This window comes from Pseudobutyrivibrio sp. AR14 (assembly GCF_900101325.1).
GTDB lineage: Bacteria > Bacillota > Clostridia > Lachnospirales > Lachnospiraceae > Pseudobutyrivibrio.
Genome location: NZ_FMUY01000002.1, coordinates 233,928 through 250,195, shown reverse-complemented (window position 1 = coordinate 250,195; position 16,268 = coordinate 233,928). Strand labels below are relative to the sequence as shown.

At 37.8% G+C, this 16,268-nt stretch carries 13 protein-coding genes and 1 pseudogene; 1 reads left to right on the top strand and 13 read right to left on the bottom strand.

Annotated features, from left to right (window positions below; translation table 11 throughout):
- Nucleotides 1-3: 3 nt before the first annotated feature.
- The 11 genes from BLP50_RS02905 to BLP50_RS02855 form a co-directional block, all read right to left on the bottom strand.
- The gene (locus BLP50_RS02905) at nucleotides 4-1,614 is read right to left on the bottom strand and encodes a flagellar M-ring protein FliF C-terminal domain-containing protein (protein WP_090150708.1); all 1,611 of its coding nucleotides are present in this window, start codon (nucleotides 1,612-1,614) and stop codon (nucleotides 4-6) included.
- A 38-nt stretch (nucleotides 1,615-1,652) separates the two neighbouring features.
- On the bottom strand, nucleotides 1,653-1,955 hold the full coding sequence (fliE, locus tag BLP50_RS02900; protein ID WP_090150705.1) for a flagellar hook-basal body complex protein FliE: 303 nt from the start codon (nucleotides 1,953-1,955) through the stop codon (nucleotides 1,653-1,655).
- A gap of 21 nt (nucleotides 1,956-1,976) precedes the next feature.
- Nucleotides 1,977-2,432: a flagellar basal body rod protein FlgC gene (flgC, locus tag BLP50_RS02895; RefSeq protein ID WP_090150702.1), complete on the bottom strand. Its 456-nt coding sequence runs from the start codon at nucleotides 2,430-2,432 to the stop codon at nucleotides 1,977-1,979.
- Nucleotides 2,433-2,459: 27 nt separating this feature from the next.
- Nucleotides 2,460-2,855: a flagellar basal body rod protein FlgB gene (gene flgB / locus BLP50_RS02890; RefSeq protein ID WP_090150699.1), complete on the bottom strand. Its 396-nt coding sequence runs from the start codon at nucleotides 2,853-2,855 to the stop codon at nucleotides 2,460-2,462.
- A 259-nt stretch (nucleotides 2,856-3,114) separates the two neighbouring features.
- Nucleotides 3,115-3,891: a GTP-sensing pleiotropic transcriptional regulator CodY gene (gene codY / locus BLP50_RS02885; RefSeq protein WP_090150696.1), complete on the bottom strand. Its 777-nt coding sequence runs from the start codon at nucleotides 3,889-3,891 to the stop codon at nucleotides 3,115-3,117.
- 174 nt (nucleotides 3,892-4,065) lie between these two features.
- Nucleotides 4,066-6,141, bottom strand: coding sequence for a type I DNA topoisomerase (gene topA, locus BLP50_RS02880; protein ID WP_090150693.1), 2,076 nt, complete (start codon nucleotides 6,139-6,141; stop codon nucleotides 4,066-4,068).
- Between the two features lie 141 nt (nucleotides 6,142-6,282).
- A complete protein-coding gene (gene dprA / locus BLP50_RS02875; RefSeq protein ID WP_090150690.1) occupies nucleotides 6,283-7,377 on the bottom strand; it encodes a DNA-processing protein DprA in 1,095 nt (364 codons plus the stop codon).
- On the bottom strand, nucleotides 7,374-8,906 hold the full coding sequence (locus tag BLP50_RS02870) for a YifB family Mg chelatase-like AAA ATPase (protein WP_090150686.1): 1,533 nt from the start codon (nucleotides 8,904-8,906) through the stop codon (nucleotides 7,374-7,376). Before BLP50_RS02870 ends, dprA begins: the two co-directional genes overlap by 4 nt.
- 86 nt (nucleotides 8,907-8,992) lie before the next feature.
- Entirely contained in the window at nucleotides 8,993-10,000 is a 1,008-nt protein-coding gene (gene trpS, locus BLP50_RS02865; RefSeq protein WP_090150684.1) for a tryptophan--tRNA ligase, read from the bottom strand.
- A 20-nt stretch (nucleotides 10,001-10,020) separates the two neighbouring features.
- Nucleotides 10,021-10,557, bottom strand: coding sequence for a DUF5662 family protein (locus tag BLP50_RS02860; protein ID WP_090150681.1), 537 nt, complete (start codon nucleotides 10,555-10,557; stop codon nucleotides 10,021-10,023).
- An 18-nt stretch (nucleotides 10,558-10,575) separates the two neighbouring features.
- Nucleotides 10,576-12,429, bottom strand: coding sequence for an alpha-amylase family glycosyl hydrolase (locus tag BLP50_RS02855; protein ID WP_090150677.1), 1,854 nt, complete (start codon nucleotides 12,427-12,429; stop codon nucleotides 10,576-10,578).
- A 131-nt stretch (nucleotides 12,430-12,560) separates the two neighbouring features.
- Between BLP50_RS02855 and BLP50_RS14485 the strand changes: the two genes are divergently transcribed.
- Nucleotides 12,561-12,872: a DUF1292 domain-containing protein gene (locus BLP50_RS14485; protein WP_090150674.1), complete on the top strand. Its 312-nt coding sequence runs from the start codon at nucleotides 12,561-12,563 to the stop codon at nucleotides 12,870-12,872.
- A 59-nt stretch (nucleotides 12,873-12,931) separates the two neighbouring features.
- On the opposite strand, the pseudogene BLP50_RS02845 reads toward BLP50_RS14485, so the two are convergent.
- Nucleotides 12,932-14,674: pseudogene (locus BLP50_RS02845) on the bottom strand (ATP-dependent helicase); the annotation flags it as partial.
- A 52-nt stretch (nucleotides 14,675-14,726) separates the two neighbouring features.
- The gene (gene gltX / locus BLP50_RS02840; RefSeq protein WP_090150669.1) at nucleotides 14,727-16,175 is read right to left on the bottom strand and encodes a glutamate--tRNA ligase; all 1,449 of its coding nucleotides are present in this window, start codon (nucleotides 16,173-16,175) and stop codon (nucleotides 14,727-14,729) included.
- Between the last annotated feature and the right edge of the window lie 93 nt (nucleotides 16,176-16,268).

Below are 16,268 nucleotides of genomic sequence, written 5' to 3'. Positions count from 1 at the left end.
ACATTATCCCCAATCCTCGTTTAACCAATTTCGTAAAAGTTGAGCTACAGCCTCAGGCTTTTCGTCAACAAACTTTTCGATTAGAATGCGGGCTTCGGATTTCTCCGTGTAGCCAATATCCTCAAGCTCCTCCTCCTCTTCCTGAGTAGAAGCAATAAGATCATCAATTGTAAGCTCCTGCTCCACAGGCTCTTCTTCCTCTGTACGAAGACTGCGGAACACGACAAATCCAAGCATTGCAAAGATAAGCAACGCCAAAACAATCTGTAAAATATCTGTAAGTCCAAGTCCAGAACCCTCTGAATACTGGAACATTGGAATCTCGTAAGAAACAACCTTAACACTAGTAGTAGGGAAGCCAGTAGCTCTAGCTACAACTTCAACAATATCGTCTGAAACTTCAAGCTGAACTGGGTCTGAATTAGCCTTTACAAACTCATCAAATGTCTGTCCAAGCTCATCCAAAGTACCATCTGCTTCCATCTTGTCCTGATTGTAAATAGCAAATGTCTTACATGTAACAGAAATAGAAGAATCCTCAAGAACCTGCTTTCCTATCTCGTCCTTATGAGTGGTAATAAGCTCATCTGGAAGATAGTCCTTCTCGCCCTCTTCTGTTGTAGTGGAGGTCACATTGCCATTCTCCATGACGTATGTAGTATCGTCGTCATTGGTATCTGTGCCAGGCACACCGCCAGAGCCTCCTGTCGACTCAGAGTTGGACCATGATTCACTATCAAGATAGCCTTCTGTTCTGCCCTCATCTACGGAATAGTCGTAGTTAACCCAGCTGTTCTCGTCAAAGTTCATAGATAGGTTAACGCCAACTGTTATGTTGTCGTATAGATTAGTTCCATCAAGGACATTCTCAACTCGCTCAGCAATCTCTTTTCTAGCTCTGTCTCTCACATCCTGATTAGCAGATGCATTGCCAGCTGCCGAGTTAGCATCGCCACCAGCAAACAGCACATTACCATCTCTATCCATAATCATGATATTCTCAGTATCATCATTGCCTAGGTTGACAGACATATACTTGGCAATACCAGCCGCTGTATTTGAAGTCATAGGGTTAGAAAGTCCTACAACAACTGTAGCGTAGCCAGGTTCTGCATGAGAAATAAGAGTTCCATCCTCATCTGGAATATTAAGAGTGACATCCGCATCAGTAACCATACTGAGGCTAGTGATAGTATCCTCAAACTTGCTCTCTAGATAGAGCTTGTATTTCTTTTGTTTATCAGCTTCTGTAGTAGAAAAGCTGCCATCTACTGCATCATTAATAGAGTATCCTGAACTAGGAATGGAATTGGAACCTAAAAGAATATTGGCATCAGCCTCGTCTTTTTCATTAATGAAGAATGTGAATCCATCCTGACTTGTCTCATAAGGAATATCATTTTCTGTAAGAAGTTCCTTAACTGAATTGGCCTGTACTCCATCTTCGCAATCTATAAGCTTGACCATTGTAGGTCTAGTGATAATCACAGCCAAAATAATAAAAGACACAATAACAACAGCAGATATAGATATAATCAAAACCTGCTGCCTTCTTGTGAACTTTCTCCACCACTCTAATATTCTATTGAGAAGAGCTTGAATTTGTTCCGGCATGTTATTCCCCCTGAAAAATATTTAAAACAAGAATAAAATTACACCTGCATCTGCATAATCTGTTGATATGCCTCAAGTACCTTGTCGCGCACTGCCACAGTATACTGAAGAGCAATATTAGCCTTCTGCTCTGCAATCATTAAATCGTGGGTGTTATCTGTCTCGCCAAGAGCAAACGCCACCTGTTCCCTATTAGCCGTCTTAATTGCAGAATTAGTATCATCAAGTAATGCCATTACAGAATCTAGCATACTCTGAAAGCCCTTATCTGCATCAATTTTTGTCTCTGCTGATGTAACAGGTGTAGCACCATATAAGCCCTGTATAGAATTAACGTCCATTTATACTCCTTGAATAATAAATTAAACCTGCCCAATAGATATGCCAGTAGTTGCCATTGACTTAATAGCCTGAAAAGCTGTAGTGTTAGCCTCATATGAACGGCTGGCATCGATAAGATTAGTCATCTCAGTAACTGTATTAACATTAGGATATGAGACATAGCCATTTTCATCGGCGTCCGGATGAGAAGGATCATATTCCATGATAAAATCGTTCTCCATATCCTCTGAAACTTTTGTCGCCTTAACACCGTTGCCATTATAGGCAGCTGTGCTGTCCTTCAAAATATGTCTAAATGAAGGTACACCAGACTTGAGCTGCTTTTCCTCGAAAGTAACTATTTTACGTCTATAAGGACCACCGTTTTCTGTTCTAGTGGTACTAACATTAGCGATATTCTCCGCTATAATATCCATTCTAAAGCGCTGTGCTGTCATACCAGACGCAGCTATATCAAAAGGTTGAAATAATCCCATATAAATACCTCCTATAAAATATAATAACTATCTCAAAACTGACTTAAATCTAGAAAATTCGTTTTGAATGCTGGTATTAATGGCATTGTAACGAATCTGCTCTGAAGCCAATTCAACATTTTCGGTATCCATATCAACATTATTGCCGTCTAAGCGATAGGAAAAATTCTCGTAATCAGTATATTCAATGCCGTCCACATGATTGCCATCATTATCAAGGACATCTACAGCCCTATCCAATGTACGCTCATGAGTGCCAATAAGCTCACGTCTTAATACGCTCTCAAACTCTATATCCTGACGCTTGTAGCCAGGTGTATCGTTATTAGCAATATTATTCATAATAAGTGTTTCACGCTGCCAGCTGGCATCAGCTGCACCGTCCAACAAATTAATATATCCAAAGGCATCTGAACTAATCATACAACAATCCTCCTAGACTAATTTTATTATAAATTATCTGTCAGAAAACACAAGAAGTTTTTACATCATATAGTATAATTTAAAATAAGCTTACACAAGAAATTGTGTCATAAGCAGTTATATTATGTAACAATTTATAATCTCTTTTATAATACGAAAAACATGTGAAAAAGTAATGAATTATACTGTATACAAAAAAGGACCTACAAACGTAAGTCCTTTTATAACACACAATCCTTAATATTAAGTTCTATAAAGATTATTTATTCTTCTTAATCTCCTCAAGCTCATCGAATACAACATCATTTAATACCTTAATGTAAGTACCCTTCATACCTGATGAACGAGACTCAATAACACCTGCAGACTCAAACTTGCGAAGTGCATTAACGATAACTGATCTTGTAATACCTACTCTATCAGCAATCTTTGATGCAACAAGTACGCCCTCATTGCCATCAAGCTCATCGAAGATATGGATAATAGCTTCAAGCTCTGAGTAAGAAAGTGTTGAAATAGCACTCTTTACTACCTGAAGCTTTCTGTTCTCCTCAGCAGACTCCTCATTAACTGAACGCATCATCTCAAGGCCAACTACTGTTGTGCCATACTCTGTAAGAATGATGTCATCAATATCATACTGCTTATCAAATCTATAAACGAAAAGTGTACCAAGACGCTCGCCAGCGATATCAATAGGAGCAATAATTGCTGAATACATGTCAATATCGCCCTTCTCGAAACCTAATGTCTTAAGGTTAACATTTTCCTTTGTAGAAAGAATTGAAAGTAATCTCTCATTGAGAAGTGGATCGATAAAACCACCTACTTCATCAACGATAAGCTCACCAATTTCTGTAGTATTTGGAAGATGAGAAAGACCTAAAACCTTTCCCTTCTTAGAAATAACAAGAACTGAAGAGTCCAAAATCTCAGTTAAAACTGAACAAATATCATTGAATACAACCTTTGAAGAATTGTTGTTATGAAGAAGCTTTCCGATCTTTCTTGTCTTATCTAATAACTGTACGCTCATGAAAATAATTTCCTCCTAAATCTAATACGAATGTATCAAACTCCTCATACACAGCGTTCCCCTGTACCACTCTTAGAGTGAATTTGTACAAATTATAGCACCGACTTGTATGAATTGCAATAAAATTCAGACTATTCTTTTTGTTGTGTACATTTCCAACATTTTTGAATTATCTTATTCTTTATTTACACTTTGAACAAATCGACATTCATCATTTGCGCAAACTAATTTATTCCCCTTTTCAACCATATATGTGCCGCACTTTGGACACTTCTCAACAGTTGGTTTAGACCAGCTGATGAAATCACATTCTGGATGATTAGCACAACCGTAGAACTTACGTCCTTTTTGAGACTTACGAATAACAACATCGCCTCCACATTTAGGACAAGGTACACCCACCTTCTCAAGGAATGGCTTAGTGTTTCGGCACTCTGGGAAACCAGGACATGCCAAGAACTTACCATGAGGTCCAAACTTAATTACCATGTTACGTCCGCATTCTTCACAGATAACATCAGTAACCTCATCATGAATCTCAATCTTAGCCAACTCATCCTCGGCAACTTTGACAGCTTTCTCAAGGTCAGGATAGAAATTTCTGACAACAGATTTCCATTCTACTGTGCCCTCTTCAACTCCATCCAAAAGCAACTCAAGATTTGCTGTAAATTTATCATCAACAATTATAGGGAATGAATCCTCCATAATAGAATTGACTACTTCACCAAGTTCTGTAACAAAGAGGTTCTTGGCCTCTTTTGTAATATAGTGACGTTTGATAAGTGTTGTAATTGTAGGTGAATATGTACTTGGTCTACCGATTCCAAGCTCCTCCAAAGTCTTTACCAGTGATGCCTCAGTAAAATGAGGAAGTGGCTGAGTAAAGTGCTGTTTCTCATCAAAACTATTGAACGAAAGCTTGCTATCCTCAGTAAGCTTTGAGAGTGGATGAGTCTTAGCATCCTCTTCGTCGTCTGCTGATACATATATCATCATAAAGCCATCGAACTTTATAGCAGATTCAGCTGCTGTAAACACCTGATCCTTAGCCTGTACATTAAGAGAAACTGTATCGTAAACAGCATTAGCCATCTGGCTAGCTACAAAACGCTTCCAAACAAGCTGATATAGTCTGTACTGGTCTCTTGTAAGGCTGTCCTTAATCTCAGAAGGAACAAGCTCGATATTAGCAGGTCTAATTGCCTCGTGGGCATCCTGAACCTTACCAGAGTTCTTCTTGGAACTAGCTATAGGCGCCGAAAGGTAATTATCACCATAATTTGAAGTAATAAAGCTCTCAGCCGCTGCTCTGGCTTCATCAGAAACACGAGTAGAATCTGTACGAAGGTAAGTGATAAGACCGATTGTGCCATGGCCTTTAACTGAAACACCTTCATAAAGCTGTTGAGCAACACTCATAGTCTTTTGAATTGAAAAATTCAAAGCCTTTGACGCTTCCTGTTGCATTGTAGATGTAGTGAAAGGAAGTGGTGCCTTCTTCTCTCTTGTACCTCTCTTAATAGAAGCAATTGAGAATTCAGCCCCCTTAAGCTCCTCCATTATCTTATCAAGTGAAGCTTTGTCTGATATATCTTTTTTGCCAGTCTTGTCACCATAATACTTGGCAACAATTGGCTTTTTAGAACCTTCTGTATCAAGAAGAACATCGAGTGTGTAGTATTCCTGCGGAATAAACTGCTCGATTTCCTTTTCTCTATCACAGATAATTCTTAGGGCTACCGACTGAACACGTCCAGCGGAAAGTCCTCTTTTGACCTTTGCCCAAAGAAGTGGTGAAATCTTATATCCAACCATTCTATCAAGCATACGTCTTGCCTGCTGTGCATCAACTAAATCCATATCGATTTCTCTAGGATTCTTAAGAGAATTTTTAACAGCAGTCTTTGTAATTTCATTAAAGGTAATACGATATACCTTTTTATCTTGAAGATTGAGAGCGTGAGTAAGATGCCATGAAATAGCTTCTCCCTCACGGTCGGGATCAGTTGCAAGATAAATCTTATCTGCCTTCTTCACTTCCTTACGAAGTGCCGCAAGCAATTCTCCCTTTCCTCTGATAGTTATATATTTAGGTTCAAAATCATTTTCTGGATCGAAGCCGAGCTGGCTCTTTGGCATATCCCTGACATGTCCCTGCGAAGCCATAACTTCATAATTGCTTCCCAAAAACTTCTTGATTGTATGCACCTTTGCTGGAGACTCTACTATAACAAGATTTTTTGCCATTTATATTATGCTCCTTAAATTAATAATCATTTATCAGCGCTTGAATAGACACTGAATTTTAGAATCGGTATTCAATATACAACATAAATTTTCTATTTTCAAGGTGAATTTTATTTGATGAGGTAACAATTCATCGAAATTTTAACTGAATTTCACATAATTATTCTTAAATACTTCTTCAATAAGGCCTTGTTTTTCTAGAGAATAAACAACTGACAGTAAATTCAAATAATCAATATTTGTCTGTTCCATAATTGTAGAAAGACTCTTTGGATAATAGTCAAAAAGAGACAATATCTTCTTTTCTTCCCTTGAAATATTAAGCCTTTGATTGACAACTGTCCTCTTCTGATTTACCTTACCGTACCTTTCTAAAATCTCGTTTATAAAAGCGTCTACATTGTATATGATACCTGCTCCTTGAGAAATCAGCCTATTACAGCCCTCACTAAGGCTATCCCCAATTCTTCCAGGGACAACATAGATATCCTTGCCCTGATCTAAAGCTAAATCTGCAGTTATAAGTGAGCCAGATTTTTCTCTAGCCTCAATAACAATTACAATGTCTGATAAAGCAGATACTATCCTATTTCTTCTTGGAAAGTTCTGTGCTATAGGCGATGAGCCCATTTGATATTCTGACATTACTGTACCGTTTTGCACTATTTCTTCATATATTAAATGATTTTCTGGCGGATAAATCACATCACATCCACACCCAAGCACTGCCACTGTCTTTCCAGATGCCTCTATAGCCCCTCTATGAGAATGAGTATCAATTCCTCTTGCCATACCACTTATAATTGTAAATCCCTCTTTTGCCAGCCGATTCCCCAGTTCAAAGGCCAACTTTTTACCGTAGGCACTACATCGTCTTGCCCCAACAATTGCAATACAATGATTGAAAGGAGGCAAATTGCCATTATAAAAAAGCCCGTAGGGATTGTCATATATATTGGCAAGCTTTTTGGGATAGCCAGGGTCTTCTGTTGTTATAAAAGAAAATGGGGATTGGCAAAATCTTTCATATGCTTTATCCACCTGGTACAAACTTCTATTTTTTATAAATAATTCTGCTTCAGTTTCAGTAAACAACATGGATGCAACTAACTCATTTTTAGAGGCGGTGTATATATTAAAGGAATTATAGAAATACTCAATCAACTTTTGTTTCTTGCCATAGCAGATATCTTCATTTTGTAAAAACCAGTATTGGAAGGCTAATTCATTACTCAAATAGTCACCTCCCAAAACTTCTTATCAAGACCTCTATACACTAGCGATTCTCGCAGATGAGCTATTCTAATATCATCATCCCCATCCATGTCTGCAATAGTCCTGGCAACTCTAAGAACCTTGTGATAGGTTCTAGCAGTAAGAGCGTATTTCTCGTACATCTCTTCCATAAATTCTGCTTCTTCATGGCCAAGGTTACAAAATTTATTAATTAGGCTGTTTGGTATTTGACTATTAAATTTAAAGCTATAGTCCTTATATCTTTCCTGCTGAATCTGCTGACATCTCATAACTCGCTCTCTGATATCTTTTGAACTTTCATTTTTTCCTCTACTTGTTATTTGAGAAAAATTGAGAGTAGGCGCTTCGGCGCAGATATCTATTCTATCTAAAAGTGGCTGAGATATTTTAGACATATAACGCTGAATAGAAAGCCTCGAACAGTGGCACTTATTTAAATCTGGATAATAGCCGCAAGAGCATGGGTTCATGGCTGCAACAAGAACAAAATCAGCTGGATAGGTAAAGCTTCCAGCAGTTCTTGATATGGTAACCTCCTTATCCTCCATAGGCTGACGCAAAATCTCGATTGTGCTCTTTGCAAACTCCGTAAGCTCATCAAGGAATAATATCCCCTTATTTGCGAGAGAAATCTCACCTGGCTTAGGATATTGCCCTCCACCTACAAGTCCTTGCGCAGAAATTGTATGATGAGGACTTCTAAAAGGCCTATTTTTTATCAAGCCTTTTCTCTCATCAAACTTTCCAGATACAGAATAAATCTTAGATATCTCCATCTGCTCTTCTATATCCATAGCCGGCAAAATAGATGGAATGCATTTTGCCATCATGGATTTCCCTGCTCCCGGTGGACCTACCATCAGAATATTGTGCATTCCAGAAATAGCCACCTCACAAGCTCGCCTTAATGCTTGTTGCCCATTAATCATTTCAAAATCATATTCCGTCTCAATAGGAAAGTCTCCATTAACCGATGGAATTTCTTCCATCTGAAATAATCCCTCGTTTAATATTTCAATTACTTCTGATAGCTTTGAAACTCCAATGGTGGTTATCCCTGAAATAAGTCTAGCCTCCAGTAAATTAGCCTTTGGAACAATGACAATTTCAAAATCATTTTTCTTTGCTGCTGTAACCATTGAGAGCACGCCGTTTACAGGCTGTATTTTGCCATCTAGGGATATTTCTCCCAGCATGCATATCTTATCCATCTTTTGGCAATTAATGATCCCTATGGCCGAAAGAATGGCTACAGCAATAGGCAAATCAAATCCTGCTCCTGTCTTTTTGATGCTGGCTGGTGATAAATTAATGGTGATTCTTTTGACTGGCAAAGTATAACCCTCATTTTTAAGGGCCGCTCTAACTCGCTCCTTTGCCTCCTTTACCTCTGAAGAAAGGTACCCTACCATCTCAAAAATAGGCATACCTTCAGATATATCTGCTTCCACAGATATAAGCTTTGAATCGATACCGAAAACGGTAGCGGTATTAACTATGCTATACAATTAATCTCCTTGGGATAAAAATTGAATGTATATAGAAAAAAGACAAGAGCATATTATCATACTCTTGTCTTTTATGTAAATACTAATTATCTAATTCTTTCAACAAGACCAAGCTTCTTATGAACCTTACGGAGGGTCTTGTTAGCAAAATAAGCAGCTTTTTCAGAATTCTCTTTTATGCACTCATTGATGAATGTCTTGTCCTTTTCAAGCTCCGCACATCTTGCGTGGAAAGGATCTAGCATATCTGCAACAGCTTCACCAACTGCAAGCTTGAAATCGCCGTAGCCCTTGCCTTCAAACTCTCTTGCAACCTCATCCATAGTCTTATCTGTTACAACGCCATAAATCTCCATGAGATTTGAAACCCCTGGCTTATTTTCTACATCATAGCGAACCTCTGCCTCTGAATCAGTAACAGCCTTCTTAAACTTACGAATAATTGTATCTCTATCATCAATAAGATAAATTGTAGCATTAACATTTTCATCTGATTTAGACATCTTTTTAGTAGGCTCTGCAAGTGACATAATACGAGCTCCAGCCTTAGGGAAGAATCCCTCAGGAATTGTAAATACATCACCATAAATATTATTAAAACGCTCTGCTACATCGCGGCAAATCTCAAGATGCTGCTTCTGGTCTGCACCAATTGGCACCAAATCAGCCTGATAAAGCAAAATATCAGCAGCCATAAGAGCTGGATATGTAAAAAGACCTGCGTTAATATTATCTGCATGTTTAGCAGATTTATCCTTGAACTGAGTCATACGATTTAGCTCACCCATGTAGGTAAAGCAATCTAAAATCCATCCAAGCTCTGCATGAGCAGAAACATGTGACTGGAAATAAATGCAGTTTTTCTTAGGATCAAGTCCTGCAGCCACATACTGAGTGTAGATACGTCTAGCATTTTGCTTGAACTCTGTAGGATTCTGACGGACTGTAAGTGAATGCAAATCCATTACTCCAAAGAAGCAATCATAATCCTCATGAAGGTTAACCCAGTTTTTTAATGCTCCTATATAGTTACCAAGTGTAAGCTTGCCAGTGGCCTGCATACCTGAATATAATACTTTTCTTTCCTTTTCCATTACTATTAATCTCCTAAAACCTATCTTTTATTATGTAAAATCTCTTTGCGAATATATAAACTTGTAGCCTTTTCGCCATGCTCAGCCAAATAAGAAAGCATATCTCTAAGAAGGGCTGCTGACTCAGGATGCATAAGCTCCTTGCTCCGTCCCTTATCAAAATATTCTAGTGCTGAACTATCAGAATAAGCATCCTTGTGATATATCTTGCAAGCTGCAACTCTATCACAATACATTTCAACTACATATTTAACTGGCATCTTAGCTCCAGCTAATAATTTCTGTCGTGTTGGATCATAATCAATCCAATATTCTAAATGATGCTTATTTCTGCCCTTATGATGTAACCAAGCATAGGATACGCCCCTATCCTGCCTTTCGGCATCATTAGGACTCCTATCCCCCTGAAAATATTTAGCTCCAACAGAAAATTCTGTCCAAGAATATTTGGACAAATCATGCAAAAGCCCCTGTCTATATAAACCGACACCAAAACATAATTTCATCACCTGATGTCTGTGACGCGTTATCGTCAAAAAATGTTGTAAAGCCTTCAAAACAACAAACTCCTATTTCTATTTCTTTTCTACCTTAAGTCCCACAAGCACACTTATTGAATTGCCAGGAACAGAAAGTGATTGCTGATTATTAATAGGCTTTGGCTTAAAATCGCTCTTGTCATCATATTCAGCTGTATTAAAACACAAACGCCATCGCTTGCCTGGCGACAACAAAGGAAGTGCCATATCCACTGAATCATAGTGGAAATTATAACAAACAAATACTTCCTCTTTTTCCTTAGCGTATGCGCCATTATATAAAACACCAAGAGCCTTTTGTTCCTCACCGATAGTCATCATCCAAGGCTCAGAACCATGAAATGACATATCCGGAAGACCCAGGTGCTTATAATCATTCATTAGAAATGGTGTCTCACCTCTAATACACTTATGATTCTTTCTAAACTCAATAAGCTGTGATACAAAGTTTGAAAGAGTATTTTTGTTTTTATTTTTAGAAAATACTGTATAACCCATTTTGTTATCTTGACAGTATGGATTATTGTTGCCTAAGTGTGTAGCTGCTGTCTCATCTGCAGCAACAAAAAGTGGAACACTCTGAGAAAGGAAAAGCGTTGTAAAAGCATTTCTCATCTCACGATATCTGTTAGCATTAATAGTCTTGTTATTAGTCTTACCCTCTACTCCATAGTTAAATGAGTAGTTGGTATTAGTACCGTCACGATTTTCCTCTCCATTATCTAAGTTATGCTTTTCACCATAAGAGTAAGAGTCCCAAAGGGAAAAACCGTTAACATTGGCCATATAATTAACGAATCCATAGGCCTGATTCTGGCGTCTCATATGATTAGCAAACTGAACCATGCTGCCATTCATATGATTCTGAATCTGACGTGTAACATTCATAAATGAATCGTTGTAAATAAATAAGTGCTTTTTGCCATGTTCCTTGCAAAGAATCTCTTCTGGAATATACTCATAAAATATCTTAATCTCTGCAAGATAAGGCTCTGATGCAATACGCTGGATAGGCGCTGTGCATCCAACAATATGAAATCCATCCACATGGAAATATTTGACGTAGTAATTAAGACAATCAATGATATAGTCATCTGACACTTCCAGGGCAAATGACATCTCCATAATCACCTCAAGTCCCTTAGAATGCATGGTAGAAATCATGCTGCGAAGACCTGCCAGTGCATTACTTTCTCCACCAAAATAAGAAGCCTTAGGAGCAAAATAATTAGCCATACCAAAGCCCCAGTAATTAGTCTTGCCAGTGTACTCCGGTGTAGGCACCATCTCGCCTCTTTTTGAAATAATAACCTTGTTTTCAATAAATAACTCTTCAAAATCATAAACAGGCATTATCTCAACACTTGTAATACCAAGCTTTGTCAGGTAGTTAAGCTTAGATAGTAGGCCCTTGTAATTGCCAATTTTAGTATCCGACATACCGAAACCAGCAGTAAATCCTCTCATATGAAGCTTGTATAAAACCATATCAGAAGGTGCAATATCAACTTCAGCATCCTTCCAAGGCTTTTCTATATGGGAAATTCCAGAATAAACGGCGAATTTAGACTTTTTCCTGTTATCTACATCACCCCAAATATCACGTCCTACAACGGATGTAGCATAACTATCAACATATGTCCTCTTATCTTCCTTAAGAAGGTAACAAATCTCATCAGGATTAATGCCAGAAATCTCAGCAGAATAAACTCTACCCACAGAGTATTCTCTGGATAAATCTGCCTCAAAAATCTGTTTTTTACTCCTTTTATCGAAGAGAATAATCCCTACAGTTTTGACTGATGGCTCAACAGAAAAAGTAAAGATAACTGAGTCTTTACCGCTAACTCTTGGCCCGTATTCACCAAAATCTCCCTTGCTTACCTTCATTTCAGTCCCCACTTCCAAAAATAAGTGTATTTATATATATAAAATCTCTAAAATACTAGACATAAAGCCTAATGAATTATATCATAAGGGCATGTGTTAAACAAATAATATATTAGTTAAAGGAGTACAATATGGACGAAAATCAAGTTTTTCCTGTAGATAACGAAGATGACGACGTAGTCGTTACTCTTAATTTAGATGATGGTTCTGAGGTTACATGTGAAATTATCACTATTTTTGAGGTAGATGAGCAAGACTACATCGTACTAATTCCTCTTGATGAAAAGGGCGAGCCTAACGAAGAAGGCGAAGTTTACATCTACAGATATTTCGAGGACGAGACAGGCGCTCCTTCCCTAGAAAACATCCTTTCAGATGAGGAATACGAGGCTGTATCCAAGAGATTTGAAGAGATCTTAGAAGAAGACGATGATGAAGAATAATCTATAGTCATTTCACTTAAGAATCGGGATTTTTCCCGATTCTTTTTATTTGTATATGTTATAAAAAGCTCTCTTTTTGTACGTGTTACTCCCACATAAAATAGCCTTCTCTCCCCTTCTATAGCCTCATCTGTATCAGCTCTATTATTAGGAATAATCCCTTCATTGGCACCTAAAATAAAAACTGTATCAAACTCTAGTCCCTTGCTAGAATGTAGCGTATAAAGACCTACCTTTCCTGTTTTGTCCACCTGCTTATTCTTGTTCTCATAATCAACCTTATATCTAAGAACGTTTAGTTTATCTATAGCCTGTTTTATATTTTTACAATCCTTCACTATTTCCAATAGAAAAACTAATACATCTGTATACTCATCAAATGATGTACCACACCTGATAGCCTCTTCCTTTAAAAAACCGTCATACCCCATTACATTTCTAATATAATTAATTGCAGCATAAGGTGACATTCTAGAAATCAATAGAATGTCTGAATTAAGAGCCAGTGCTCTTTGATAAGCACTGTAATTGTCCTTATAAAAATATAATATGTCCTCTATTTTGCTTCCCTTTTCTAAAGACGCTCTATGTAAAAAACGATTAGGTCTATTTATAATTCTAAGAAGTCTTGCCCTTGTAGAATTACCAATAGCTATCTGGAAATAAGCTTCAATATCTTCAATGATGAAATGGGAATAGAAATTAGTAGTAGCCTCTTTAAGATAAACTGGGACACCTTCTGTCATAAGCCGATTAATAAGATATTTTGCATCGCTATGGTTTCTATAGAGGACTGCAATCTCATCAAGGGGTGTGCCCTGTGCTATTTTTGATTTAATCATCTCGTAAATGTAGTCAGCTTCTCTGACCTCATCTAATGTCTCTTCTATTACCAATATTCCATCTGCATTAGTGGGTATAATATCCTTTTTAAAGCGAATACTATTTTTATCTATCAAAGCAAGAGCCGCCCTTACCACATTAGATGGATTCCTATAATTGTAATTTAAAAGAATCCGCTTACAATCCTCATAATTATTTTCAAAGTCATTCATAATCTTTGGATTAGCTCCACGAAATCCATAGATAGACTGGTCGTCATCTCCTACGCAAAATATATTATTAGTTCTGCCAGAAAGCATTTTAATTAGCTCAAATTGCAGATTGTTCATATCCTGCATTTCATCAACAAGAAAATACGAAAATCTATTTTGCCATCTCTCTAAAACGTCCTGTCTTTTAATAAACAACTCATAGGCAATACTCAGCATGTCATCAAAATCTACTACCTTATACTGTTGTTTGAGGGTTTTGAAATAAGAGTATATTTTAAAGAAATCCTCCCTATCTGTAGTCTCAGGTATAAATGTAGCTTTGTTTTCTCCTTTATTTCTATAGGTGGATACCTCATTTGAAATGGAATTAACAATTGATAAATCAGTATGGTCAAGGCCAGCTAATCTGATAGCCTCAATCAATATCTGTTGCCTTGCAGAGCCCATGACTATATCCTTGCTTTTGTAGCCCAATTCTCTTTGTAAAATACCCCAAAATAAAGAATGGAACGTCCCAAAGGTCACCTGATTATTTCCAGATAACCTGTTGAAACGTTCCTTCATTTCAATGGCCGCAGCCTTAGTAAACGTAATAACTAAGATTTCTCTGCCAGGGATTCCAGAATTAATCAGTTCATTAATGCGATGGGTAATAACTGCAGTCTTACCACTGCCGGGTCCTGCCACAACTAAGCAGGGTCCCTCCTTATGACTAATCGCCATAATCTGCGAGTCGTTAAAGTTCATAATCCTCCTAACTCGCCTATATGTATTCTGGGTTCCCCAACCCTATATTTAATTATGATAATTTTTCAATTGCCGCCTTGATACGCTTGATAGACTCTTCTTTGCCAAGAATCTCCATAAGCTCTGTAGCTCCGCCTGGTGTCATCTGCTTACCAGATACTGCTGTACGAACTGGCCAGAGTACGTATCCATTTTTATATTCATGCTCTGTAGCAAATCCTGAAAGAAGTGCATATAAAGCATCATTAGAGTAATCATCCTGCGCCTCGAGAACTGGTAAAAGTTCCTTTAATACTGCAAGTGATGACTCCTCGTTTGTCTTCATCTTTTTGTGAGTATACATTGAGCTGTCATACTCTGGTACTGCATCAAAGAAATCAACATGGTCCTTGATATCAGGGAAAATCTCAATACGAGTCTGGACCATCTTTGCAATCTTTTTAAGATCATAGTCGCCCTTAATGTACTCCTTAAGGTATGGCTCTGCCATCTGGTAGAACTTGTCAAAGTCCATAGCCTTCATGTACTCGCCATTCATCCACTTAAGCTTTGTGATGTCAAAAACTGCAGGTGACTTTGAAATACGGTGATAATCAAACTCTTTAATAAGCTCATCTAAAGAGAAAATCTCATTGTCATTTTCTGGAGACCAGCCAAGAAGAGCAACAAAGTTAACAACAGCCTCTGTTAAAAATCCCTGCTCAATCAAATCCTCGTATGAAGAATGTCCTGAACGCTTAGAAAGCTTCTGGTGCTCCTCATTTGTAATAAGTGGGCAGTGAATATACTTAGGTACTTCCCAGCCAAACGCCTCGTAAAGTCGATTGTATTTTGGTGAAGAAGAAATATACTCATTACCACGAACAACATGAGTAATTCCCATAAGGTGATCATCTACTACGTTGGCAAAATTGTATGTAGGATATCCATCAGACTTGATGAGAATCATATCATCAAGCTCTGAATTATCAACTGTAATCTCTCCATAAAGCTCATCTACAAATGTAGTAGTGCCAGTACGTGGATTGTTCTGTCTGATAACATAAGGCTTACCAGCTGCAAGGTTAGCCTCCACCTCTTCCTTTGAAAGGTTGAGACAATGCTTGTCGTAAATATGAATCTCCTTGTCGCCTATAACCTGCTTACACTCTGCAAGACGCTCATCATCACAGAAGCAATAATAAGCCTCACCTTTCTCGATAAGCTTTTTAGCATACTCAAGATAAATGCCCTGAGCCTGACGCTCTGACTGAACATAAGGGCCAACACCCTTGTCCTTGTCTGGACCCTCGTCATGAATAAGGCCAGTAGCAGCAAGTGTTCTATAGATAATCTCCACAGCACCCTCTACCTGTCTCTCCTGATCTGTATCCTCTATTCTAAGAAGGAAATCTCCTCCCTCATGCTTTGCAACTAAAAAAGCATAAAGAGCTGTACGAAGATTACCTACATGCATACGACCTGTTGGTGATGGTGCAAAACGTGTTCTTACTTTACTCATTTATATTTCCTCTCATAAATTATATTGTATACAAGAATTAGGACTGCTATGTGCAGTCCTAAATAATTCTATACCAAAATTTATTTTTTTCAA